Raw genomic sequence first — 25,593 nt, 5'->3', positions numbered from 1 at the left:
GCTTAACCCCGTGCGGCCGCGCACCGGACGCCCCCGCGCGAGGGGACCCTACGCGACGACGCGGATAATCTCTTCCAGCGATGTCCTACCCTCGCGCACCTTCAAGAAGCCGTCCTCGCGCAGAGTCTTCATACCGCCGGCAATAGCGGACTTGCTGATTTCCGAAGCCGACGACCCGGCAACCGCGTGCCGCTCAATGTCCTCATCGACCGCCATGACCTCGTGCAGCGCCACGCGCCCGCGGTAACCGGTGCGCGAACAGGCCACGCATCCAACGGGCCGGTATAGGGTCGGACGTTCTTCACCTTGTTGCCACGGGAAATGCATGGCGATCAGTTCTTCGGGTTCGGGAACGTACTGCTCCTTGCACTTGTCGCACAGCTTGCGTGCCAGGCGCTGGGCGACGACGCAGTCAAGCGCGGAGCCCACCAAGAACGGCTCAATCCCCATTTCTGTCAGTCGCGTCACCGCCGAAGGCGCGTCGTTGGTGTGCAGGGTCGACAGGACTAGGTGGCCGGTCAGCGACGCCTCGATGGCGATCTGCGCCGTTTCGTGGTCACGGATCTCACCGAGCAGAACCACGTCGGGGTCCGACCGCAGGATCGACCGCAGCGCGCTGGCGAAGGTTAACCCCGCCTTCGGGTTCACCTGCACCTGGTTGATTCCATCGAGGCGGTATTCGACCGGGTCCTCGACGGTGATCACGTTGATTTCGGGACGCGAAACCGCGTTGAGCGTCGCGTACAGCGTCGTTGACTTGCCGGAACCGGTGGGCCCGGTCACCAGGATCATGCCGTACGGCTTGGAGAACGAACGCTCGTAGATTTCATAGTTGCCGTCCGAAAATGCCAGGTCCTTCAGCGCCAGCGAGGCCGTCGAGTTATCCAGAATACGCATGACGATCTTTTCGCCCCACACCGTCGGCAGCGTGGCCACGCGCAGGTCGATCTTGCGCCCGTTGTGGACCACCGACATGCGCCCATCCTGCGGCTTGCGGCGTTCCGCGATGTCGATGTCGGAAAGGATCTTCACGCGCGAAATGACGCCGTGCGTGATGTTCTTCGGCGAACGCTGCATCTCGTGCAGCACCCCGTCAATGCGGTAGCGCACGCGCAGGTCGTGTTCCGTCGGCTCGATGTGGATGTCCGAGGCACGGTCCGTGATCGCCTGCGTGACCAGCAGATTCACGAATCGCACTATCGGCGCGTCGTCGTCCGCCACGCCCTGCAAATTGGCGAGATCGACCGCGTCCTCTTGGGCCTCGTCCTCCATCGCCTGGGTCAGGTCCTGGATTTCCGAATCCGAACGCACGAACCGGTCGATCGCGCGCGCCACGTTGTCGTGCGTGGTCACCACGGGCACCACGCCGCGCCCGCTCATCGCCCTGATGTCGTCGATCGCAACGACATTGGACGGATCGGCCATCGCGAGCAAGATGTTGCCCGACTCGTCGAATCCGATGGGTAGCACCGTGTAGCGGCGTATGGCCGACGCGGGCACCGAAGCGACCGCCTGGCGATCGACCGCGTAGTCGTCCAGATCCGCGAACGGCATGCCCAGTTGCGCGGCGAGCGCCGAAACCAGCTGCATTTCGGTCAGCACGCCCATTTGCACCAGGACGCGCCCCAACGAGGTCCCCTGCTCAACCTGCTCATCCAGCGCCGCGAGCAGCTGGTCCTCCGTGACCAGGCCCTCTTCGAGCAGAATTTCACCCAATTGCTTCATGCCGATTCACTCCATCCCGACCAGTCGCGACTCTTTCATCCAAGCAGTTATCGGCACGCGCCGCTTCGATCCTAAGGTCTGGTTGGGTGCGGCGGCGGCGCCGCACGTTTGCCGACCTAGTCGCGCGAATCGAGCACGCGCCGCAGCGCCGCATCCATCACGGCGACGTCCGGGCGGGCGCCGGCAAACAGTTCGACCTGCGCCACCGCCTGATGCAGCAGCATCCGCTCCCCCGACACGTAGGTTCCGCCCGCGGCGCGCCAAGCGCTCCCCAGGACGCTGGGGCGAAACTCGTACGCGACATCGAGCAGCACCGCACCGGGACGGACCGCCGGGACAACTTTATCCACCAACGAGTCCCCCGCCCCCCCTGGCAGCGTCGAGACCATGACGTCCGCGTTCGCGGCGACCGCGGCGAAATCGCCGGTCAGGTTGTAGGTGAGCTCCATCCCGACCGCCGCCGCGGCCGATTCCACCGGCCCGCGCCGGGCCATGGACCGCAGCACCACGTCGGCCCGCTCGAAGCCCAGCCTCCCCAGGGCCGCCACCGCGGAGGCCGCGGTGGCCCCCGCCCCCACTATCGCCGCGGTCTTACGCTGCGCGCAAAGCGGGGCTTCGCCGATCGCCCGCACGATCCCGTCAATGTCGGTGTTGTGCCCGCACAGGCGCGTTCCGGAGGCCGTCCGCTCGAACACCAGCGTGTTTGCCGCGCAGGTCGCCACGACATCCGCGGACCGCTCATCGAGGTGGCTCAGCACTTCCTGCTTCAGCGGCATGGTCAGGCTCAGGCCCACCCAGTCGTCGGTGAGTGCCCCGAGGAACCCAGCGAATTGTTCTTGGGGGACGTCGATCGCGTCGTAGGTCCAGTCCAAACCCAGCGACCGGTAGGCGGCCCGGTGCAAGACCGGCGAAAGCGAATGTGTGATGGGGTGACCTAGAACTCCCGCGTGAAGTGTCATCGCGTCGTGCGCCTCGTCCTTCCTATCTAGCCGTTCGCCGCCGTGCCGTTTGCCGCCGTGCCCCGGGCGGACCGGGCGCTCACCGTCGTGCCGTTTGCCGCCTTGCCGCCGCCGGACCGGCCGCTGCCCGCCCCGGCCCTTAGCCCTCGTCGGAATCCGCGGTGTAGTTCTTTGCCTTCCATTCGCGGTATTCCGCGACGTATTTTTGGAATTCGTTCCACGTGGTCGCGAACTTGGTTTCGCCCGTATCGAGGTTGACCGTAACAAAGTACATCCAGTCCCCGTTTGCCGGCTTGAGCACGGCGCTAATCGCGTCCTCGGACGGGTTGGCGATGGGGGTCGGCGTCAGGCCGGTGTGCACGTAGGTGTTGTACTTATTTGACTTGTTCGTGAAGTCCGCCTGCGTCAGCGTCATGACGTCCTTGCCGGCGCCGTAACCGACCGTGGTGTCCATCTGCAAGGCCTGGCCCGCCTTCAATCGGTTCTCGATCACCCTGGCGACCTTGCTGTAAACATCGGCCTGCCCCTCGCGTTGCACAATCGACGCCTTGATCAAAATCTCTTCGCGTTCCGACTTATCCGCGCCCAGATCGTCGAGGACCTTGACCTGCCGCGACACCATCTGCTTGTAGACCTGCGCCACGGAAGTGTCGCGCGCAAACACGTACTGTCCGGAAGCCAGCCAGCCCTCGTAATTGCCCCCGGCGGCCTTGGGTAGGCCGGTCGTTTGGGTGTCCTTGGCTCCCTCCGCGATCTGTTCGGGGGTAACTCCCATCACCGTTTGCAGCTTGGTGTTGACCTGCTCAACGGTCCAGCCCTCGGGAATTGTCACGATGTAGTCCAGGCGGTTGGCGGGATCCACCAGCACCTTGAGCGCGTCCGCGGCCGCCATCTGCTCCTTGAGCGCGTAGGTTCCCGGCTGAATCGACTGGGCTGCGGGCTCGGTCGATGCCGCATTCAAGTATGCCGTGCGCGAGGCGACCACACCGTTGTCCTTCAGCGTCGTGGCGATGTCCTCGCCGGTATCGCCCTGGTTCACCGAGATTTCCACCTCGCCGGTCCCCGGCCCCGGGTAATCCGTCACCTCCGCGGAGGACGACGCACCGGGCAATACCGACTTGATCATCGAACCCGCAAAGTTCGACACGAAGAAGCCACCGACGCCAAGCACCAGGACCGTGATCAGCACCGCCGTCATGGCCCTGCGGCGCTTGCGCGCCTTGCGCTTGCGCAATTCGCGTTGCACGGACCGCCGCGAAAACTCTTGATTCGAAATGCCGACCCCGTGCACTGGGGCGCCAGCCGGGTCCACGTGCGGGGCCGGTTCCTCTCCTACGACGCCCGGGGCCGCACGGTTTGTCTGGCCTTGGGCGTCATAGCTGTCGTGGTGATCATCCCCGAAAAGACCATCGATACCGTTTCCGTGATGCTTCACTACTCAATCTCCAGCCGTGCCGTTCGCCGGGATTAACTCACCGGCCCGTGCGCCAGATGCCCTTTCGGCGTCGAGCGCACCCTGCAAGATTTCGACCGCTGCGACCTGGTCGACCACGGCGCGGTGCTTGCGCCGGGAGCGGCCAGCCGCCTGCAACACCCGGTGTGCTGCAACGGTGGTCATGCGTTCATCAACCAGACGAACTTCGACGGGTGCGATCAAACCGGCCAACAGCCCGGCGTAATCCCGCGCGATGCGCGCCGACTCCCCCTCCTCACCCGAAAGGTGCCTAGGGAGGCCCACGTACACCACCGCCGCGTCGTATTCGCGCACGAATTCGACGATCGTTTGGACATCGGACGGAACACCGCCGACGACCTTGTGCGTGTCAATTGTGCCACGAGGTGGCACCAAGGTCACAATTTGGTCACGAGGGAGCGTGTCCACGGGGGTTGCGATCAACCCGTCCGGATCCGATTGACAGAACCCAACGCGAACGGATCCGACATCGACGCCCAGCCGGCGGCCGCGGGGCAACGCCTGCCCCGCGTCACCCGACGTCACCCGTTGCCCACCGCTGAACGCACGGAATCCGCGACGGTCGCCAGGGCCTGGGGCAGCTTCGTGGCATCCGTGCCACCGCCCTGCGCCATGTCATCCTTGCCGCCGCCGCGACCGCCCAGCGCTCCGGCCGCCGCCGCGATGACCTGGCCGGCGCGGACGCCCGCCTCGCGGGCGGCCGCGTTGGTCGCAGCCACCAGGACGGGGCGCCCCTTACTCACGCCGCCGACCAGGACAACGGCCGCGTCTTGGCCCAGGCGGTTGCGCAGCTCCATCGCCAGCGTGCGCAGGTCATCGCCCGTGGCGACCTCGCCCGCATCGTGGGCAATGACCGCGACGCTGCCCACCATCTCGCGTCCGTTAGCAACGATCTGTCCGGCCGAAGCGACCAGGTTTTCCAGGCGAATCTGCGAAAGCTGCTTCTCGGCGTCCTTCAGTTTGGTCATGAGCGCCTGCACGCGGCCGGGGAGCTCGTCGCTGCGCGCCTGCAACAACGAACTGAGCTGCCCCACCAGGGCGTGTTCCTTAGCGTGAAACCCGCGTGCATCCGAACCAACAAGCGCCTCGACGCGGCGCACCCCGGACCCGATCGACGCCTCCGAAAGCAGCGTCACCAGTCCCAACTCACCGGACTGCTTAACGTGCGTGCCGGCGCACAATTCGCGCGACCAGTCCTCACCGATCGACACGACACGAACGCGCTTGCCGTACTTCTCGCCGAATAACGCCATAGCGCCCAGCGCCTTGGCGTCGTCGATGTCCATGATCTGGTCGCTGACGGCCAGGTTGTCGCGCAACCTTTCGTTGACGCGCCCCTCGATTTCCTCCATCGCCTCGACGGGCGGCGCGCCCTGGGCCCGAAAGTCGAACCGGATGCGGTTGGGGGCGTCCTCGGAACCGGCCTGGGTCGCGTCGCGCCCCAGCGTTTCCTGCAGGGCCTTGTGGATCAGGTGGGTGCCGGTGTGCGCGCGGCTAATCGCCCGGCGCCGCGCAACGTCGATGCTGGCGGTCCCGGGATCGCCCAGCGCAATCGTGCCCTCGCTCAGGTGCCCGCGGTGCACGCGCAGGCCCGGAACGGGCGACTGCACGTCGAACACCTCTACCGTCGCCCCAGAGTCGAGCACAATCGAACCCTGATCGGCCAACTGCCCGCCGGCCTCCGCGTAGAACGGTGTCTTGTCCAGGATGATCTCGACGTCGGCAGGCCCGGTCACGGCCGGGGTGGGCACCCCATTTACGATGATGCCGGCGACGGCGGCGCGGGCCTCGTCCTCGGTGTATCCCAAGAATTCGACGGGAGCGGCCATTCCCGTCGCCAACTGCTCATACGCGGCGGTATCGGTGTGCCCCGTCTTCTTTGCCAGCGCGTCGGCGCGCGCCCGCGCCTTCTGCTCGGCCATCAACGAACGGAAGGCGGCCTCATCGACCTCGACGCCCTGTTCCTTGGCCATCTCCAGGGTCAGGTCGATCGGGAAACCGTACGTGTCGTGCAGCTTGAACGCCGCGTCGCCGGCCAACAGCGGGTGGTTCGGCTTGGCCTCCTTGGCGCTTTCAACCGCCACATCCAGAATCGTGGTGCCGGCCGCAAGGGTGCGCAAGAACGCCTCTTCCTCGCCGTAAGCGATCTGCGAGATGCGGTCGAAGTCCTGGGCCAGGTTCGGGTACGACTCCGCCATCGCGTCGCGCGAGACCGGCAGCAGCTGGTCCAGCGCCGCCTCCTGCACGCCGAGCAGCCGCAACGAACGCACCGAGCGGCGCACGATCCGGCGCAGCACGTAGCCGCGGCCCTCGTTCGCGGGGCGCACGCCGTCACCGATGAGCATCAGGGACGAGCGAATGTGGTCCGCAATGACACGCATCTTGACGTCGTCGTCCTCGCTGACGCCGTACTTCTTGCCGGTTATTTGTTCGGTCGCGGCGATGACGGGGTAAACCTCGTCGATTTCATACATGTTGTTCTTGCCCTGCAGCAAGAACGCCATGCGTTCCAGGCCCGCGCCCGTGTCGATCGCCTTTTGCTCCAATTCGTGCAGCAGCGGGTAGTCCTTGCCCTGACCCTCCCCGCGCATGAACTGGTCAAAGACCAGGTTCCAGATTTCCAAGTAACGGTCGCCGCCGGGGTCCACCGCGCCGCCCACCGCCTCGGGCCCATACTCCGGTCCGCGGTCATAGTGGAATTCCGCGCACGGCCCCGCCGGGCCCGGCTGCCCGGTGTCCCAGAAGTTCTCGTTGCGCGGAAGGCGCACAATCTGGCGTGCGTCCATGCCGATGGTCTTAGTCAGGTAGTCGAAGCTGACGTCGTCCTGATCCCACAGGGTCACCCAGAACTTATCGCCGTCGAACCCGTAGCCGCCCTGATCCTGCGGTGTCGTCAGCAGGCCCCACGCCAGGTCAATGGCGCCTTCCTTGAAGTAGTCGCCGAAGGAAAAGTTGCCGTTCATCTGGAAGAACGTGCCGTGGCGCGTGGTGCGCCCGACGTTGTCGATGTCGTTGGTGCGGATGCACTTTTGGACGCTCGCGATGCGCGAGTAAGGCGCCTTTTCCGTGCCGATGATGTAAGGGATGAACGGGACCATGCCGGCAACCGTGAACAACAAAGACGGGTCCGGCGAAATCAGCGACGCCGACGGCGCGATGTGGTGGCCGTGGCTACCAAAGTAGTCCAGCCAGCGCTGACGGATCATGGCGGTGCGCATGGTGCTTCTCACTTCATTAGGGTCGTGTGCAAAAAAAATAATAATCGGGGACGAGGGCTCCGCTAGAACTCATACCCCACGTGCTCCTCGTCGCCGGCAAAGGGGTCCGGTCCACCGTTGGCGTTCGCCGCCGATTTTTGGTTCCTTGTCGGCGCCGGGCTCGTGGGTGTCGGCGCCGGGTTCGTGGGTGTCCGCGCCGCGTCGCCGCCCCAACCGGTGCCGCCGTCAGCTGCCGCGCGTGCGGCGGCACGCCTGGCCCGCAATTCGTCGACCGATCCCTGCGATTCAGCCAGCAGGGAAACCGCCAACTCGGTTTCGCGTTCGGCGCGCGCCCGTTTGAACTCGGTCACGAACTCGCGGGCCCCGGCCGTAGCCTTTTGCAGGCCGACCTTGCCGGCATCACCGGCGCGCTTCGCCAGGTCGCCGGCGAGCGACTCAGCTAGTCGCGCCGCGGAACCCGTGGTGCCCGGTTCCTCCGTCAATTCCCGCCACTTCTTGGCGGCGAAAACGGCCGCCGCCACCCCAACTCCGATCCACAAAACCCGTCGCATGTTCACCTCTTCGTGTACTTGTGCATGGTTGAAGCCAGTGCGCTGCGCACGCCGTAGCTGAACGCCGCCACCTTGACGAGCGGCTTCCCGAATGTCGCCGCGTACAGTCCCGTTAGCGCCGACACATTCTGGGACACTTCGGAGGCCGCCGTCGTAATCGCATCGACTTTCTCAAGCTGCACGTTGGCCCCCGACACGGTCTGCGAAGCCTGGTCCAAAATCGGCAGGGTGTGTTCGGTTATGTCTTCGACCGACTGCGATGTCCGATCGAACAGCTTCCCCAAGCGGATCAGCGGCACGGCGCTAACCGCGACCAGCGCCACGAACGCCACCGCCGCAATGATTCCCACAATATCGCCGAGCATTGTCGCCTTCCCTTTCGGTCCATGAATCGCACCGCGCTGACGCCGGTGGCATCTGGCAAGCATAGTTGGGTTGGATGGGAGGTGTGCGGGGACGGGGGAACTCGTTCCTGAATGTTGCGGAACCCCCAAGCGACGCGCCAAGCCTCCGGATGCGCAACCACCCGGCACCCGAGCGATTTGCCCAGGCACCGGGTGGCTGCCATGTGTTCGTAAACTCAGCGAGCGTAGTACTCAACGACGAGCTGAACTTCGCAGGTCACGGGGACCTCGGCGCGCTTGGGGCGGCGCGTCAGCTGCGCGGTGAGCTTCTCGATCTGGACGTCCAGGTAACCCGGGACGGCCGGCAGAACGTCGCGGTGCGCGCCCGCGGCGGCAACCTGGAACGGCGTCATGGCCTGGCTCTTCGGCTTGACCTGGATGGTCTGGCCGGGCTTGACCTTGAACGACGGGCGGTCGACAATCTTGCCGTCAACCAGAATGTGACGGTGGGTCACGGCCTGGCGCGCCTGCAGCGTGGTGCGTGCAAAGCCGGAGCGAAGCACGAGGGCGTCCAGGCGGACTTCGAGGTTTTCGACCAGTGCTTCACCGGTCAGACCCGAGTCCTTGCGGGCCTCTTCGTAAGCGCGGCGCAGCTGCTTTTCGCGCAGTGCGTACTGAGCGCGCAGGCGCTGCTTTTCGCGCAGACGGACCGCGTAGTCCGACTCGGTGCGGCGGCGGCTGCGGCCGTGCTCGCCCGGGGCGTAGGGACGCTTTTCGAAGTGGCGGGCTGCCTTCGGGGTCAGAGCGATTCCGAGGGCACGGCTCAGTCGCACCTGGCGGCGCGAACGAGTCACTGAAGACATACGTTTTCTCTTCCTGTTTCGGTTGTCACGCCGCCGCGACCGGTTTGGCGCGGAGCGCGGGGCCGACCTTGTGTTTTTGCGTTCGCGCTGTGCGCGCTCGCGCCGGCTAAGGCCCCAGGGTTGTCGCCCATGAGGGCAACCGGTTTATTGTACACCAGCGGCGCCCGCGCTCCTGCGCTCCCGCACCCGGCGTTCCCGCTGGTCGAGTTGCCCGCGCAGCGGGCGTATCGAGACCACCCACCGACCGCACCCGCTGGTCGAGTTCCCCGCGCAGCGGGCGTATCGAGACCACCCACCGACCGCACCCGCTGGTCGAGTTCCCCGCGCAGCGGGCGTATCGAGACCACCCACCGACCGCACCCGCTGGTCGAGTTCCCCGCGCAGCGGGCGTATCGAGACCACCCACCGACCGCACCCGCTGGTCGAGTTCCCCGCGCAGCGGGCGTATCGAGACCACCCACCGACCGCACCCGCTGGTCGAGTTCCCCGCGCAGCGGGCGTATCGAGACCACCCACCGACCGCACCCGCTGGTCGAGTTGCCCGCGCAGCGGGCGTATCGAGACCCCCCACCGACCGCACCTGCTGGTCGAGTTGCCCGCGCAGCGGGCGTATCGAGACCACCCACCGACCGCACCTGCTGGTCGAGTTGCCCGCGCAGCGGGCGTATCGAGACCCCCCTGCACAAACCGCCGCGCTCGCACCAAACCACCGCACTCGGTGTCCCCGGCCACCCCCACACCCGCCGACCGCGGCCCTTCCAGTCAAAACCCCTGCACAAACCGCCGCGCTCGCACCAAACCACCGCACTCGGTGTCCCCGGCCACCCCCGCGCGCGCCGAGCGCGGCCCTTCCAGTCAAAACCCCTGCACAAACCGCCGCGCTCGCACCAAACCACCGCACTCGACGTTCCCGGCCACCCCCACACCCGCCGACCGCGCCGCTTCCAGTCAAAACCCCTGCACAAACCGCCGCGCTCGCACCAAACCACCGCACTCGACGTTCCCGGCCACCCCCACACCCGCCGACCGCGGCCCTTTCAGTCAAAACCACTGCACAAACCGCCGCGCTCGCACCAAACCACCGCACTCGGTGTCCCGGCCACCCCCGCACGCGCCGAGCGCGCCCCTTCCAGTCAAAACAGAGCACAAAAGTTATCAACAATTGCGGAAGCAGCTGGCAAGCGCTCCCCCGTTTCGGAATTGTCGAACTATGAATACTCCGGATGACAAATCAACTAGTTCCACCGAATTCGGGAACCTCTTCAACGACGCTGTGGGCCCACGTGCCCTATGGGCCGCAGAAATCGTAGAGAGTGGCTACGGCCCGACGGCCATCAGGTCTTGTCTAAATCGGCGAACGCTAGTTCGCCCGCAGCGAGGGCTCTATGCCGATGCCAAGCAGTGGCACGCGATGCGCAAGGAAGATCAACATCGGCTCGTGGCGACGGCCCACTTTCGGCGCGATCCCCATTTAGTTCTTTCCGGGAAGTCCGCGGCGGTCATTCTAGGGATCCCTTTGATTGGAGTGAAACTCCGAAAGGTCGAAGCGACCATTTCTCCCGCCCACGGCGGTCGGTCGTCGAAGCATGTCAAGCGTCACCAAACCAAATTTGATTCATCGCTGATGCGGGTCGCGGGTGTGAGTACGACAGATATTGCGCGGGTAGTCATAGATGTATCTCGAACAGAGTCATTCGCGTGCGGGCTCGCAGCGGCAGACTACGCGCTGCGTATGATGATGGTTTCGCGAGACGAACTGGGCAAGTTGGTATTTGCCCTCTCTGGTGCTCGCGGCATCAGGAAAGCTCGAAAGGTGATCACCTGCGCAGACCCGCGAAGCGAATCCGTGGGCGAGTCTTTGAGCCGCGCACGATTCATTGAGCATCGGATCGGCATACCCCGGCTCCAGGAAGTAATCAGGCTACGGAACGGGAAGGCGTACCGAGTCGATTTCTATTGGCCGGACCAACGAATCATCGGCGAATTTGACGGATTCCAGAAATACGTGGATTCGCAAGCACCAAGCATCGACCACCAAATCGCCGTACAAGAACAAGAACGAGTCCGCCATAACCAGTTGCATCGTGCCGGATACACGATCGTCCGCTGGACATGGAAGGAAGCTCTCGAATTCACTACTCTCCCGACGCTCCTTGCAGAGGCAGGAGTCCCGATGGCTCGCACCAGGTAGGACCGACCAAGAAGAAGACCGCGTCGCGCTAGACCGTGCCCTGCCGCGGCGCGCTAGACCGTGCCCTGCCGCGTCGCACCGGGCCGCACCGCGCTGGGCCGCACCGCGCTGGGCCGCACCGCGCTGGGCCGCACCGCGCTGCGCGCGCCCGGCAACAGGACTCAACCAACAGCGGGCACCAACAACAGCGGGGTGGAGCCGCAAGCGCGACTCCACCCCACCGTCTTCGAACTATCAGCAGTGGATTCGACCCAGGATTTCCTTCCCTTGACGATCCGATACCGTCGCTCCGCCTACCCAGAACCTGCGACGTGAAACCGCCGCCCGCAAGGCGATCAAGAACTCCGGATGCCGTGCACCCCGCTACCGGGCACGCAAGCCCGTCGCGTACTTCGCCTTGCTCAAGGACTTGTTCCCCGAGTAGATCACGGAGATCTTGCCCTTTTTCTTCAGCTTCTTGATAGTAACCTTGGCGACGTAGGACTTCCCGGATCGCTTTAGCTTGGCCTTGCCGACCGACTTCTTGCCGACCTGGACGGTGACCTTACCGGTAGGCGCGGCTGCGCCGACGCTCTTCAGCGTCACGCGGAAGACGACCTTGCGGCCAACGTGCGCAGTCTTCGCGTTCCGCTTGCCCTTCGTGATCTTCACGGCGGGCTTAGCCGCCTTCGCCTTGGTCACCGTGAAGGTCAGGACACTGGCGCTCGCCGGAGCTACAACCTTGCCTCCAACCGCCGGGACGTACTGGACTGTCACTGAATGCTTGCCGACGGCCAGCGACTTCGGCAACGTCACGGTCGCCTTGCCGTCCCGCAGCGTCGCTAGCACAGGATTGACGCCTGGCGTCGTGACGACGATGCGCCCGCTCGGCACGACGTCTTTCGCAGTAACGTTCACATTCACGGTGGCTGCACGGTTGTAGGTGACCGTTGGCGTTGCCGTCACTGTTACCGCCGCAACGACGGTCTCGCCGTTGTTGCCACCGCCGTTGTTGCCACCGCCGTTATCACCACCGCCGTTGTCACCGGCTTTGACGGAAAACTGGACAACGTACTGCGAGGTAGCCGTGCCATCCTCGGAGGTCACCGTAACGACGGCCGCGCCGGTAACGCTGGTCGCCTGCGTGATGGCAACCGTTCCATTTTCCGCGGCCGTGGCCGTGACGGCGGGAACGGCAGTCGTGCCTGCCGGCAGCTCAACGGAGTACTGCCTATTGGAGGACGAGAACCCCGCAACCGCGACGCCATCCACCTGCAAGACCGAAAGCTCTGCCTTGGAACTGAGCTGCGGTGCCACTTGGAAATTCACCGTGTAAGTGGTCGTTGTCGTTGACCCGATTGGCTTGACCGTGATGGTCGCCGCACCGGTCGCCGATGCCGCCTGCGTGACGGTGACCACTGCACCCGGAATGTACGCGTACACCTCGGGTGCTTGGGTCGACCCGGCGGGCAGCGTAACGGTGTATTGGGTCGTGCCCTCAACGAAACCGGAAAAAACGGTGCCGTCGACTTTCACCTCGGGCTGCGATGCGGAAGCGGAGTCCTCAACCACTACATTTCCGTCCGAGGCTACGGATACATCCGCAACCATGGCTGCCGCGAAGTTGAGGCGTTGCCAGCTGGCCTTGCCAGCCTTCGTCTGGTCAAGCGCGTAACCACCCTTGACGGCAGTCTGGCTGAGGATCGACTTGCGCTGCGCAAGCGTCAAATCAGGGAACGCGCCGAGCAGAACATCTGCTGCGCTGTCGGGCACGATCGGGGCCAGATCGCTGGCCGATTTGTCCAACTGCGGGAAGCCATCGCTGTGCCGCACGCCGTCGATCGTCGTGTAGGCGCTGTACGTCAGGCGATCCTCGTAGGTGTTGAGTGATTCTTCGTCACTGGGCAAGCTCGAATCGGCCTCAGCGCACTTCTCAATGTCGGCGCTGTAACCCGCGCTGACGCACTTGGCGCTCAGAACGTCGTGGACTTCTTGGCTTGCCTCTTGCAAGAGCTCACGGAACTTGGTGTCAGACCACCGGTTGGCGACAACGGCCTGGCCATTGATACGACCCGCCATGACGTCCATCGGGTAGTGGAAGCCAAGAACAAGGCGGTTGTTACCGTATTCGGAGGCCCGAAGCATGATTTGTGGCGACAATTCTGGGAGCAGGGTCGCCAGCGTCGTGCCGTTGGTGTAGCCGTGCAGCGTGTGCCCCGACGGGAACGATCCCTGCCTGCACAGCCCGTTGTAGTCACCGGTGCCACCCTGCGACGTGACCTGGATCCAACCTGTGGTGCCGGTGAACGCGCCGCCGCTGCACGTTCCGCCGGTGGAAAACCCGAGGCGGTTCATGGGGCGCTGGTAGGACCAGTGGCCCTTCGCGGAGTTGTTTGCGGCCTCGTATGAGTTGTTTTCGGTGTTGCTCAGAACCCACTTGGTCTTCGGTAATTCACCGGCATTGAGCGCCTCGAGGTAAATCGGGCCGAGCACGCTGCCCAAACCATCGACCATGGTGTACTTCGAATCGTTCACAGAGTCTTTGTAGGCCTGCTCGCGTTTGGCAACCTTTGCCGATTCACTGCCGACGGCCGCATTATTCGTTTCCACAACTACTCGGTCATTGGCCGCGGTCAGCGTGTTCGAACCGTTGCGGTCGGGGCCACTCTCGTTCTTGGCAATGATCGACGGGGTGTTCTTGATGTCATCGAACCCGTAGAGCAGGTCGGTGAAGAAGTCCGCCGAGACGGTGTTCGAGGAGTAGTTGTAGCTTGTCTGCGCGGAAGTGAAGGGCTCCGCAACCGTGTCGCTGGTCGCGGCCAGGCTCGGCATCGCGAAGTAGACATCGGAGCTGGTCGCATTCACGTTGTGCAGTTCAACAGAAAGAACGTTCGTGCCCGACTGAAGGATGCCCTTCGTGGGGAAGAGCAATTGCTCTGTCGCGGGGTCGGTGTTGTTGTTGCCGCCGTAACCAAGGTTACTCGTCACTACGTTTGTCCCCGGGAAATCCGCAACGTTCTTCCCGTTGAGGTACACCGTGGCGGCGTCGTCGTGAACGATCGTCCCGTACAGGCCATTGATGCTCGCCACGGCGGCGGAGTCAAGTTCGAACTGGTATCGGAAGAAGTATGCAGGGACGGTCGTGTAGTCGCTGTCGCTTGCATAATTCAGGAAGTACTTCAGCAGCGTATTTGCTTGGTAGCCGGAGCCGACGTTCACGGTCGCCGATCCGCCGCTGCGCTTGGCACCGAACGATCCCTTGGCGGTCTTCCAGGTACCGGGCAGCGTGGCCCCAACCTTGGTCCACTTGGTCCGGTCCGCCGTGTCACCACCGGCAGGATCGACAGTGCCGTCCTCCAGGTAGGACCACTCTGTATCCGCGGTGATCAACGACGAGCTGAAACCAGCCACCCCGCTGCGCAACTTCCAGTCCGACAACTGCATCACGTTGTCGTTGGAGCCGCCGGAATCGGCCCGGTTCGCGGTGATTCGAAGCTGGAAATACTTGTAGGAGATCGACGCGCTGGTAGTGAAGTTCAGCGGCGAAGTCCGACCGGAAAAGGTCTGCCCAGACCGGGAATCGATGACCGTCCAGCCGGTTCCCAGCGGTTCGCCTGCCACGGACGCACTGTTGGTGGCAAGTACGGTCCACGCCTTCGGGTCACGCGCTGATTCATCGTTACCGGACACCATGGTGTAACCAGTGACCAGCGCGGCCTCACTCAGGGTATATACAGCGTAAATCGGCGATTCCGCCGACGGCTTCGAGCCGGCAAACCACTTGGTCGATGGGTCACTATCCATCAACTTGTTAATGTCCTCAGATGGTTTTGTCGCGTTGGGAACATTAGAAGTTGCGGATGTCACAAGGCCTTGGACATCAGCTGAATCGCCCCTGATTGCTAGGGGTGCAGCCTGCGCGGCCGGTGCGGCCACGAGTCCGCTGAACAGAAGCCCGAGTGCGGCCGCAGCCGAAGCCGAGACGCGACCAAAACTTGCCCAACGATTCGCCGTTGGCCTACTGAGAGTTCTTTGCATCAATTCATACCTTGATCTCTAGTCCGGCGGCACGCTTGAGTGAACTCAAGTGATCAATCGTCGATCGAAGCCACCACTGACAACGCTGTCACGATAACTTGAACGATACTTGAATGACGAGTGAACTGCAACCAACTAAACCGGTTGAACACGCGACGTGCGTCCCCGGGGTGGCGCGCGCGCCACCCAGCGGACCCGGGGCCCCATTTACCGAAGCGGTTTCGCGTCGCAAAGGGCCCGCCGGTCACCCACACGCGCGACACAAACCACACGATCCGCAGCTACCGAAACCACACCCGGCCCGCCAGTCACCCACACGCGCGACCACGCAACGCCTCCATGCACGGACACGCCCTGGTTCCTAGTCTTCCCCCAGGATCCCGCGGATGCGACCCAGGCGTTCGGTAATGGCCCGTTCGAACCCGCGATCGGTCGGCTCGTAGTAACGGTGGCCAACGAGCGGATCGGGCAGGTACTGCTGGCGCGCTACCCCGTGCGGTTCGTCGTGCGCGTAGACATAACCCGCCCCGTGACCCAGCCCCTTCGCGCCCGCATAGTGCGCATCCCGCAAATGCGCAGGCACCAATCCCGTGCCACCGCGCCGAACCTCGGCAATGGCCGCATCGATCGCTTTGTAGGACGCGTTCGACTTCGGCGCGGTGGCCACGTGCACCACCGCCTGCGCCAAAATGATCCGCGCCTCAGGCATACCGATCATGGCAACCGCCTGCGCGGCCGCGGTTGCCGTCTGCAACGCCGAGGGATCCGCCATGCCGACTTCCTCTGCCGCAGCGATAACGACGCGCCGCGCGATAAACCGCGGGTCCTCCCCCGCCACGATCATCCGGGCCAGGTAGTGAAGGGCAGCATCGACATCGGAACCCCGCATTGATTTGATGAACGCAGAAGTGACGTCGTAATGCTGGTCCCCGTCCTTGTCGTACCGCACAGCCGCCACGTCAGTCGCGCGCTCCAGCACCTCCAGCGTCACCAGGCCCGCACCGGCCGTTGCGGGCACCGCGCCCGCGGCCGCCTCCAAGATCGTCAAAGCACGACGAGCATCGCCCCCGGCAAGTCGAAGAAGGGCGTCGCGGGCCTCGTCGGTAATTTCAATCGCCCCGCCAAGCCCCCTCTCATCGGTGCGTGCGCGCTCGATCAGGGTTGCGATGTCGTCGTCGCTCAGTGGTTGCAATGTGACCAGCAGCGAGCGCGACAGCAATGGCGATATGACCGAAAAGCTGGGATTCTCGGTGGTGGCCGCGACCAATGTCACCCAACCGTTCTCAACGCTGGGGAGCAATGCGTCCTGCTGCGATTTGGAGAACCGGTGAACCTCATCGATAAACAGCACCGTGTTCTCGCCGCCCGTCGCGAGCCGCCGCTTGGCGTCCGCCACGACCTCGCGCACATCTTTGACCCCCGCCGTAATCGCTGAAAGTTCAACGAATCTGCGCTGCCCGGCCTGCGCGATCAGGTATGCGAGCGTCGTTTTGCCCGTCCCCGGGGGGCCGTACAGAATTATGGACGAGGCCCCCTCTCCCGCACCCGCAATCAAGCGCGGCAGCGGCGCCCCCGGTTCCAGCAGGTGGGCCTGACCTGCGACTTCTTCGAGGGAGCGAGGCCGCATCCGGACCGCGAGCGGCGCGTGTGCGTTCGCGACCGGGCGGCCCTGTGCGTCGGAGGTGGTGGCGTCGAAAAGGTCCATGATTGGCCAAGCCTAGCGCCAACCTCTGACTAGAATGACCGCAGAAGCAAGGCTTGCGCACGGTGACGCGGCGCGGTCCTCACCGCGAGGTGTCGCCGCTCGGGCTGCGAATCGTTTTCGGCGACAAGGGGGTGGCGCGATGGATCCGGCAGATGTGCCCGACGATTGGCGGAAGTTCGCGCCGCCCGGAGACTCGGAAGCGGGGTCTGGCGCCGCCGCGCCCGCTACACCCAGTTCGCCCGCTGCCCCCGGCGCACCCGCCGCGCCCAGTTCGCACGTTGCCCCCGGCGAACCCGCCCCGCCCAGTTCGCACGTTGCCCCCGGCGAACCCGCCCCGCCCAGTTCGCGCGTCGCCCCCGGCGAACCCGCCGCCGCGGAAATCCACCGCGTCGTCCCGGACCGCCCTCATTACGACCCCGTGGCCCCGCAAGCCTGGGACGAATACCAGCACGCTTCGCGCGACAGGGCGGAACGCACTCACGCAGAACTCGAGACTATGGCCCGCAACGCGCGCCTGGGGCACGCCTATGCGGAGCGGGTTGCGCGTTACAAATCAACCAGGCTCGCGATGATCGCCGTGTGGGCTCCCGTTGGGTTCGCGTATGCGATCGGCTTCATCTCCTGGCTCATCGTTCCCGAACCGATCGCGTGGCTGGGCCAAACCATGTGGATGGCGACGATCGTCGGCATGCCGCTGGCGTACCTGAGCTGGATCTACCTCAAGCACATCTATCCCGGGTACAACCCGGTCGACCACCTGCCGGACCACCGTCCGGAGCACCAGGGAATCGTACGCGACGAGCGCCCCAGGTGGGACCGTCGCGGCCCGGAGGCGGAACGCGCGCTGCCGCGCGACTCTTTCATAACGAAAAAGCGGCCCGGGGCGCCCACCTAGGGACGCCTCCGGGCCGCCAAACAAACCCACGCGCGACCGTGTGGGCTAGCCTTCCTTTTTCTCTTCCTTCTTCGGCTTCGCGTCGACGCCGGCTTCCTTTCGCTGTTCGGGGGTGATCGGCGCGGGTGCCTGAGTCAGCGGGTCGAATCCGCCACCGGACTTCGGGAACGCGATGACCTCCCGAATTGATTCGGAACGCGACACCAGCGATACGATGCGGTCCCAACCGAAGGCAATACCGCCGTGCGGCGGGGCACCGAACTGGAACGCATCGAGCAAGAACCCGAATTTCTCTTGCGCCTCGGCCTCACCGATGCCCATCACGGCAAAGACTCGTTCCTGCACATCGCGGCGGTGAATACGGATCGAGCCGCCACCGATTTCGTTGCCGTTGCACACAATGTCGTAGGCGTAGGCGAGTGCGGAGCCCGGATCCTTGTCGAACGAATCCAGCCATTCCGGCTTCGGTGAAGTAAATGCATGGTGTACGGCCGTCCACGACGAGTGCCCCAAAGCCACGTCGTCGTCCTCGCCAGTCGGCTTGAACAGTGGCGCGTCGACAACCCACACGAATGACCACTCGTTCTCGTCGATCAGGCCGGCACGCTTTCCCACCTCCAGGCGGGCAGCGCCCAAGAGCGCGCGAGCCTGCGATGCCTTGCCCGCGGCGAAGAACACCGCGTCGCCAGGGGCCGCACCCGTCGCGGCGGCGAGCCCGGCGCGCTCTTCATCGGACAAATTCTTCGCCACAGGGCCGCCAAGCTCGCCGTCCGCGCCGAAGGTGACATATGCCAACCCCTTTGCACCGCGCTGCCGGGCCCATTCTTGCCACGCGTCGAACCCCCGGCGCGGTGTCGAAGCACCACCTGGGAACACGACTGCGCCGACGTAGGGGGCCTGGAAAACGCGGAACGGCGTGTTGGCGAAGTAGTCCGTCAGTTCGGTCAGTTCCAAACCGAAGCGCAGGTCGGGCTTGTCCGTGCCGTACTTTGCCATCGCGTCAGCGAAGGTGATGTGCGGGATCGGGGTCGCGATGTCGTAGCCGATGAGCTTCCACAGGGACGACAAAATCTGTTCGGCAAGCGCAATCACGTCGGCCTGGTCAACGAAGCTCATCTCGATATCGAGCTGCGTGAATTCCGGCTGGCGATCGGCGCGGAAGTCCTCGTCGCGGTAGCAGCGCGCGATCTGGTAATACCGCTCCATGCCGGCGACCATCAGCAACTGCTTGAACAACTGCGGCGACTGCGGCAGCGCGTACCAGGAGCCGGGCGCCAGCCGCGCGGGGACCAGGAAGTCGCGGGCGCCTTCCGGCGTCGAGCGCGTCAGCGTCGGCGTTTCGATTTCCACGAAGTTGTTATCCGCAAGCACGTTGCGCGCGGCGCGGCTGACCTCGGAGCGCAGTCGCAGCGCGGCGGCCGGCGCGGGGCGGCGCAGGTCCAGGTAGCGGTAACGCAGGCGCGCCTCCTCCCCGATCGTTTCGGTGCCGTCCAGCGCCGTGGAAACCTGGAATGGGAGCGGGGCGGCCTCGTTCAGAATCTCAACGTTGGTTGCAATGACCTCGATGTCGCCGGTGGCGAGGTTCGGGTTCGCGTTGCCGTCCGGGCGGCCGTGGACCTCACCCGTAACCTTTAGCACAAACTCGGAGCGCAGCGGGTGAGCGACCGCCTCGTCCCGGATCACGACCTGGGCGATACCGGAAGCGTCCCGCAGGTCGATGAACGCGACCCCGCCGTGATCGCGGCGGCGGTCAACCCACCCCGTGAGTGTGACGACCGAACCGATGTCGCTGGCGCGCAGCGAGCCTGCATCATGAGTGCGCAGCACGAAATTCCTCTTATTCAATAGCCGATTGGACTGCCGCGAAATAGTCTAGTCGGCAAATTGGCGTGGCCCCACCTGGCTGGGTGACTGGGTGGCTGAGTGGCTGGGTGGGGCCCGCGCGAGGGCGCGAGGGCGCGAGAGCGGAACGAGGCCGCAACGCCAACCCCGCAAGCCGGCACAATCAAAACTCAACGCCAATTGCCGACCGCAATTCGGATAACAAAGCCGATATGAGAACGAGGCCGCCCCTCCCAGGGCACCCCGCGCCGCAAACACAGGAACATCGCGCCTCAAATTCGGACTAGAACTGTTCACCAGAATGTCGTACTGTCGAAATGACCCGTCCATGACAACGCTGTCAGACCACGGTTGGCTGGCACGTGATTCGTTGCTGAATCACCGCCCAAACTGAAGGAAATGTATGACACTCCACAGGAATTCGCGACGCGCGCCACTGATCGCGCTCGCGCTCGCAACCGCTCTATTGCCGGGGGTCATAAGCGCCCCCGTCAGTTCCGCGGCCTCGGCCGCCACTATCGCTCAAACCGAAGCAAAAATCGTTGAGTTCCAGCGCATCGGTCTCCTAGACGATGTCGAAGATCAATTGGCGGAATTGAAGAAGCTCGATCCCGCTGAAGGCAAGGCGTACGCAGATGCGACCCACATCTGGAACGATTCGCTGTCGAATTTCACCGTGCAGGGCTCGACTGACGCAACTAATCAGGCGGGTATTCCCGACGGTCTGCCCAATGACCCGTCGCACGTCTTCGTGGTGCTCGGCCACGTTCTCAACAAGGATGGAACGCCGCAGCAGCAGTTGCTGGACCGAGTTGCGGTCGCCAAGACCGCGGCGGCCAAGTATCCGCTTGCCCGGATCATGGTCACGGGCGGCTACGGCGCATCGGGACAGACCATCACCACCGAGGGCGAGGTCATGCACGACCTCTTGGTCGCTTCCGGCATCCCTGAATCGCGCATCATCGTGGAAAACGCTTCGTTCGACACGCCCAACAACGCGACCATGTCGATGGACAAGCTTTACGATCCGGATGTAGTTGGCACCACGCCGGTGAAGTCCGTATCCCTCATCACCGCCAGTTGGCACATGCGCCGCGGCACCGTCTTGTACCAGTTCGCCTCACGCCTGCACCAGGTGCGAAACGGCGATGACCACCTCATTGAGGTGAAGGCGGGTGCGGCCTGCATGACGTCGGCGTGCCAGAACACCGGGTACGTGGAGCCTCCGGGCTACCCCAACGCCAGCGAGCGGAACCTCATCGCGCAAAACGTCGCGAAGCTGTCCGGAGAAGCCGTCGGCGGCAGCGATGGCAACGGAGGCGCCCTTGCCGAATTTAGGACCGGCTCCAACGGCCTGCGCCGAGCAATCGCGAAGTTCGTCTACCTGCAACGCGAAGGGTTCGATGGCAACCCCACCACCACGCGCTCGAACGTGCTGGATGTCCGCCGAGCAATCGCGGAACTTGGGGACATCTCCGGGGTCTACGGGCGCGAGTTCGGAGCTTTGCAAGGTGTCTGGGACAAGGCACTCAGTTCGACGACAGTCAACTCCTCGATTCCGTCCACGGGTATTCCATCCTCGGGCCACGCATTCGTTGTCCTGGGTGCAGACGGCGGTTCTGGTACCGCCACGACCGGTCGCTTGGACCTGGCCAAGGCGGCGCTGACGCAATACCCGAACTCGATCGCGGTCGTTGCCGGAAACCAGGCCGAGATCAACGCCGGGTATCAGGGACTGGTGTCCCGCGGTATCGATGCCAGCCGGATCGTGCGCACGCAGGTGGCAACCAATGCCCAAACTGGCGCGTTCCAAACCGTCAACATGCTCTACTCCCTCGGCAACATTTCTTCCTACACGCTCATCACCTCGGGTGACTACGTGCGCCGCCCGACCGTGCTGTTCACCGTCGCAGACATTTTGCGTCGTAACGCTTGGGGCGCCACCAATCGCATCGAAATGCTTGGGCACATCGCGGAGAGTGTTTCAGGACGCAACGCAGATCAGAGCCTGCCGGACTCGTCCAAGCGCAGCCAAATCGTTGACAATGTGGACGACCTGTTCGACATCTCCTCGAGTGAACTAGCTAGCTGGACCAATCCGGCACCTTCGCTGTCCACGCTTGACGGACTCACCGCGACTGCGCCGACGAAGACCGAATACCTGGTCGGCGACGACATCGACGCCACCGGGTTCACCGTCTCGGCAACGTTGTCCAACGGGACGGATCGGGCAATCGATATCACTGACATTGCGACCGTGAAAATGCCCAGTACCGAGGTTGCCGGCAACGTGAGCATCGACGCGTCATACATGTACCGTGGGGCAACCAAGTCCGTGTCGTTGCCCATCGTCGTCCGCGCTGCGGATGTCACCGCGCTGACGTCGATTATGGACGAGGGCTCCGCGGTGCCCACCGCCAACTACACCGAAGCTTCATACGCCGCTCTGGCGCAGGCGCTAACAAATGCGCAGACCGTGGCCGCGGACGTCGCGTCGACCCCGGAACAGGTAGCCAGGGCCACTGCGGCCGTTCGCGATGCCATCGACGGACTGGAATTACTTCGCCCCACCGCCACGATCACGATTTCGCAACCGCATGCTGACGGTTCGTACTACATCGGGACCACCGCGAGCGTCGATGCCACCGCGCCCACTGCGGCGCGCTACATCACCTCGATCGAATACTCGCTCGGCGGCGCCTGGCTGCCCTACACCGGCAAGATCGTTCTACCGCAAGGAAACGTGACGTTGAGCGCCCGCGCCACCGATTCATCCGGGTCGGTGTCCGAGATCGCAGTGCGCGAACTGACCGTGGTGAAGAAGCAGGACACCGGCGGCGGCGACAACCCCGGCGGCGGCGGCAACACGAGTTCCCCGAGCGCGGTCAAGCTCTCCGCTGCGGTCACCTCGTCGCGCTACGGGGCGGGCTCGACCGCCACGATCGTGGCGCTGGCGGCCGGGGTCTCGGTCAATACCGGGACCGTATTCGTCACAGAGAACGGGAAGACGCTCGGATCGGCGCGGATCGCATCTGGCATTGCAACGGTCAAGCTCCCGCGGACGTTGGCGGTCGGACGGCACACCGTGACGGTCGCGTTCGAGCCTTCGTCCGGCAGCGATTTGGTTGCGTCCTCGCAGCGCAAGGCGGCCTCGTTCGTAATCACAAAGGTATCGCCCGCAAAGATTACGGCGAAGCGGACATCCGGCAAGGCGAAGACCAGTAAGCGCATCAAGGTCCGCGTCCGGATTAGCACGGTCGCGGGTGCGCCCGCAACCGGCAAAGTGACCCTGCGCCTAGGCGGCAAGGTAGTCGGCAAGTCCGCGCTTCGCAAAGTTGGCGGGTTCTACCAGGCCACGATCAAAACCAAGAAGCTGCGGAGCAAGGGGAAGATCCGCGTGACTTACAGCGGCAACTCGACCTACTCAAAGAGGTCCGTCACCACGAAGGTCGAGGTCAAGCGGGGCTAGCGCACCCGCATTCAGAGTCCCGTCGGCGGGGGTTGGATCGTTGGGCGTTTGTCCAGTGATTCGGCCCCCGCTTCTTAGTAGCGCCGCGCTCCTGCAATTCACCGTCGCGCACGCTCCTGCAATTCACGGTCGCGCCGCGCTGATTCGGCAGCGGCACCGCGAACCGCGCTGATTCGGCAGCGGCACCGGGAACGCAGCCGTATCGTACACGCATGAGGTCACTGGGCCTGAATGGCAGACCGAATCTAACGATTGAGCGCTCTCTTCGCGTCGGCCACTATATCGCTTGCGGTCAGCCGCTCCTCGGCCAGTACCTGCGCCCGCGATGCGTGTTCCACGAATCGCTGCCCTATGCCACGCATCAGGAACGGCACGGTCACCCCGGCGACCGCCGATTCGGCCAGCACCCGTGACCCGACTCCGTCCACCACCAGGCCGTCCTCGATCGTTATCACCAGGTCGGCGTCGGCGGCCAGTTCCACCAGGGCAGCGGGTACCGGCAGAACCCAAGTCGGCGAAACCACGGTCACCAGCATGTCCTCGGCGGCGAGACTACTGCCGACCTCAACTGCAAGCGCCGCCATAGCGCCGACGCCCAGAACCAACACTCTGGTGCCGCTGTTCGCACCGTGTTCCGCAAGGACATCGATGCCGTTACGCACCTCAGAAGCGGGAATCAGGGGGCCGACTGGGCCCTTCGGGTATCGAACCACCGTTGGGCCATCGTGGATTTTCACCGCATCACGCAAGGCAGATCGCAAGGTAGGCTCATCGCGCGGCGCAGCCAGGCGGAGACCCGGCACGATGCCTACGAGGGACATGTCCCACATCCCGTTGTGGCTAGGACCGTCATCGCCCGTGACCCCGGCTCGGTCCAACACGATCGTTATCCCGGCTTTGTGTAAGGCCGCGTCCAACAGGATCTGGTCGAACGCACGGTTCAGGAACGTCGCGTACATCGCAATAACGGGGTGCAGGCCGGCGAACGCCATGCCCGCGGCCGCGGTGACCGCATGTTGTTCGGCAATTCCGACGTCGAAAACGCGTTCCGGGAACTGTTCGGCAAACTCGGCCAGGCCCACCGGGCGCAGCATCGCGGCGGTGATCGCCACAACGTCTTCGCGCTGCCGCGCGATTTGGGCGATCTCGTCCGAAAATACTGAAGTCCACCCAAATCGCGACGGGGCGATCGGCAACCCAGTTTCGGGATGGATGGGCCCGATTCCGTGGAATCTATCCGCGGTGTCGCGTTCGGCGGGGGTGTAACCACGGCCCTTCTCGGTCATCACGTGGACCAAGACTGGACCGCCAAAGTCCTTGGCACGACGCAGGGCGCGAGCCAGTGCAACGATGTCATGTCCGTCGATGGGGCCGATGTACTTCAGTCCCAGATCTTCGAACATCCCCGAGGGCATTACGACATCACGAAGTCCCTTTTTCAACCCGTGCAATGCGTCGTAGGCCAACCTTCCGGGCGGGCCGGACCTGTTCAACGCCTTCTTTCCCCAGTCAAGCACGTTTTCGTAGCCGCGCGTGGCGCGAAGCGTGTCTAGGTGGTGCGCGAGACCGCCGATGGTCGGCGCGTAAGAACGACCGTTATCGTTGACAACGATCACGAGGGGCAAGTCCTTGGATGCGGCGATGTTATTGAGCGCTTCCCATGCCATGCCGCCGGTCAGAGCGCCGTCACCAATCACGGCAGCCACGTGCCGAGTCGATCCACCCTGCAACCGGTATCCCTGGGCAATCCCGTCGGCCCAGCTCAGCGAGGTGGACGCATGGGAATTCTCGACGACATCGTGCTCGGACTCCGCGCGGGACGGATACCCCGAGAGCCCGCCCTGTTTGCGGAGCGATGAAAAGTCGTTGCGTCCGGTCAGTATCTTGTGGACATAGGCCTGGTGCCCGGTATCGAATACAAGGGTGTCGCGTGGCGAATCGAAAACCTGGTGAAGGGCAATCGTAAGTTCAACAACACCGAGATTTGGCCCTAGGTGCCCACCAGTTTGCGATACCGATTGCACCAGGAACGTGCGCAGTTCCGACGCCAGTTGGATGGCCTGCGCGGTGGTGAGTTTACGCACGTCACTTGGCGATTTAATACGCTCCAGAACGCCCACGTACCATCCCTTCTTCGGTGGTCCCGCAAGTGCGATCGCGACAGACACGCCGCGGCGGGACAAACTCGTACCACTCTATCGCCACACCGGCATCGACGTTCGATTTGAGCCGCATGCCCTAACCAATTCACCCCTCGCCCAGTGCACAATCGCACCAGATCACACCACCAGCTGGCACACCACCAGCTCGCATAAGACCTGAATCGGCTCACGATCACGC

16 protein-coding genes are annotated in these 25,593 nt (G+C 64.2%); 4 read left to right on the top strand and 12 right to left on the bottom strand.

What is annotated here, in order from left to right; genetic code table 11:
- Positions 1–48 precede the first annotated feature (48 nt).
- The 8 genes from FB389_RS01100 to rpsD all read right to left on the bottom strand — a co-directional run bounded on the left by FB389_RS01100 (position 49) and on the right by rpsD (position 9,134).
- Positions 49–1,725 carry a GspE/PulE family protein gene (locus FB389_RS01100; RefSeq protein ID WP_142110982.1) on the bottom strand — a complete coding sequence of 559 codons (1,677 nt, stop codon included), beginning with the start codon at positions 1,723–1,725 and terminating at the stop codon, positions 49–51.
- 116 nt (positions 1,726–1,841) lie between these two features.
- A complete protein-coding gene (locus FB389_RS01095) occupies positions 1,842–2,684 on the bottom strand; it encodes a shikimate dehydrogenase (protein WP_142110981.1) in 843 nt (280 codons plus the stop codon).
- A 139-nt stretch (positions 2,685–2,823) separates the two neighbouring features.
- Positions 2,824–4,119 (bottom strand): endolytic transglycosylase MltG, encoded by a 1,296-nt coding sequence (gene mltG, locus FB389_RS01090; RefSeq protein ID WP_142110980.1) that lies wholly within the window; start codon positions 4,117–4,119, stop codon positions 2,824–2,826.
- A 3-nt stretch (positions 4,120–4,122) separates the two neighbouring features.
- Positions 4,123–4,683 (bottom strand): Holliday junction resolvase RuvX, encoded by a 561-nt coding sequence (gene ruvX / locus FB389_RS01085; protein WP_142110979.1) that lies wholly within the window; start codon positions 4,681–4,683, stop codon positions 4,123–4,125.
- On the bottom strand, positions 4,680–7,376 hold the full coding sequence (gene alaS, locus FB389_RS01080; RefSeq protein ID WP_142113373.1) for an alanine--tRNA ligase: 2,697 nt from the start codon (positions 7,374–7,376) through the stop codon (positions 4,680–4,682). The genes ruvX and alaS overlap by 4 nt, the downstream gene beginning before the upstream one ends.
- Before the next feature lie 62 nt (positions 7,377–7,438).
- The gene (locus FB389_RS01075; protein ID WP_142110978.1) at positions 7,439–7,897 is read right to left on the bottom strand and encodes a hypothetical protein; all 459 of its coding nucleotides are present in this window, start codon (positions 7,895–7,897) and stop codon (positions 7,439–7,441) included.
- A gap of 32 nt (positions 7,898–7,929) precedes the next feature.
- On the bottom strand, positions 7,930–8,292 hold the full coding sequence (locus FB389_RS01070) for a DUF948 domain-containing protein (protein ID WP_142110977.1): 363 nt from the start codon (positions 8,290–8,292) through the stop codon (positions 7,930–7,932).
- A 215-nt stretch (positions 8,293–8,507) separates the two neighbouring features.
- On the bottom strand, positions 8,508–9,134 hold the full coding sequence (gene rpsD, locus FB389_RS01065; RefSeq protein WP_142110976.1) for a 30S ribosomal protein S4: 627 nt from the start codon (positions 9,132–9,134) through the stop codon (positions 8,508–8,510).
- A gap of 1,525 nt (positions 9,135–10,659) precedes the next feature.
- Between rpsD and FB389_RS01060 the strand changes: the two genes are divergently transcribed.
- Together FB389_RS01060 and FB389_RS01055 are read left to right on the top strand one after the other, a co-directional pair.
- Entirely contained in the window at positions 10,660–11,325 is a 666-nt protein-coding gene (locus tag FB389_RS01060) for a PDDEXK family nuclease (protein WP_142110975.1), read from the top strand.
- 60 nt (positions 11,326–11,385) lie between these two features.
- The gene (locus FB389_RS01055) at positions 11,386–11,640 is read left to right on the top strand and encodes a hypothetical protein (RefSeq protein WP_142110974.1); all 255 of its coding nucleotides are present in this window, start codon (positions 11,386–11,388) and stop codon (positions 11,638–11,640) included.
- 48 nt (positions 11,641–11,688) lie between these two features.
- On the opposite strand, the gene FB389_RS01050 is transcribed toward FB389_RS01055, so the two are convergent.
- Complete coding sequence (locus FB389_RS01050) at positions 11,689–15,108, bottom strand: phosphatase PAP2 family protein (RefSeq protein ID WP_170207816.1); 3,420 nt, start codon at positions 15,106–15,108, stop codon at positions 11,689–11,691.
- Positions 15,109–15,703: 595 nt separating this feature from the next.
- On the bottom strand, positions 15,704–17,047 hold the full coding sequence (locus tag FB389_RS01045; protein ID WP_142110972.1) for a replication-associated recombination protein A: 1,344 nt from the start codon (positions 17,045–17,047) through the stop codon (positions 15,704–15,706).
- Positions 17,048–17,186: 139 nt separating this feature from the next.
- Here FB389_RS01045 and FB389_RS01040 point away from each other — a divergent pair, with 139 nt between their 5' ends.
- Positions 17,187–17,942 (top strand): hypothetical protein, encoded by a 756-nt coding sequence (locus tag FB389_RS01040; RefSeq protein WP_142110971.1) that lies wholly within the window; start codon positions 17,187–17,189, stop codon positions 17,940–17,942.
- Positions 17,943–17,987: 45 nt separating this feature from the next.
- On the opposite strand, the gene aspS is transcribed toward FB389_RS01040, so the two are convergent.
- A complete protein-coding gene (aspS, locus tag FB389_RS01035) occupies positions 17,988–19,769 on the bottom strand; it encodes an aspartate--tRNA ligase (RefSeq protein ID WP_142113371.1) in 1,782 nt (593 codons plus the stop codon).
- Positions 19,770–20,187: 418 nt separating this feature from the next.
- On the opposite strand from aspS, the gene FB389_RS01030 reads away from it, so the two are divergent.
- Complete coding sequence (locus FB389_RS01030; protein ID WP_142110970.1) at positions 20,188–23,253, top strand: ElyC/SanA/YdcF family protein; 3,066 nt, start codon at positions 20,188–20,190, stop codon at positions 23,251–23,253.
- A 245-nt stretch (positions 23,254–23,498) separates the two neighbouring features.
- Here FB389_RS01030 and dxs read toward each other — a convergent pair whose 3' ends face one another.
- Positions 23,499–25,373, bottom strand: coding sequence for a 1-deoxy-D-xylulose-5-phosphate synthase (dxs, locus tag FB389_RS01025; RefSeq protein WP_142110969.1), 1,875 nt, complete (start codon positions 25,371–25,373; stop codon positions 23,499–23,501).
- Positions 25,374–25,593 lie beyond the last annotated feature (220 nt).

Origin of the sequence: Rarobacter incanus, from assembly GCF_006715765.1 — a bacterium.
GTDB lineage: Bacteria > Actinomycetota > Actinomycetes > Actinomycetales > Cellulomonadaceae > Rarobacter > Rarobacter incanus.
The sequence above is the reverse complement of the archived record's forward strand: the minus strand, read 5'-3'. Positions and strand labels throughout refer to the sequence as shown.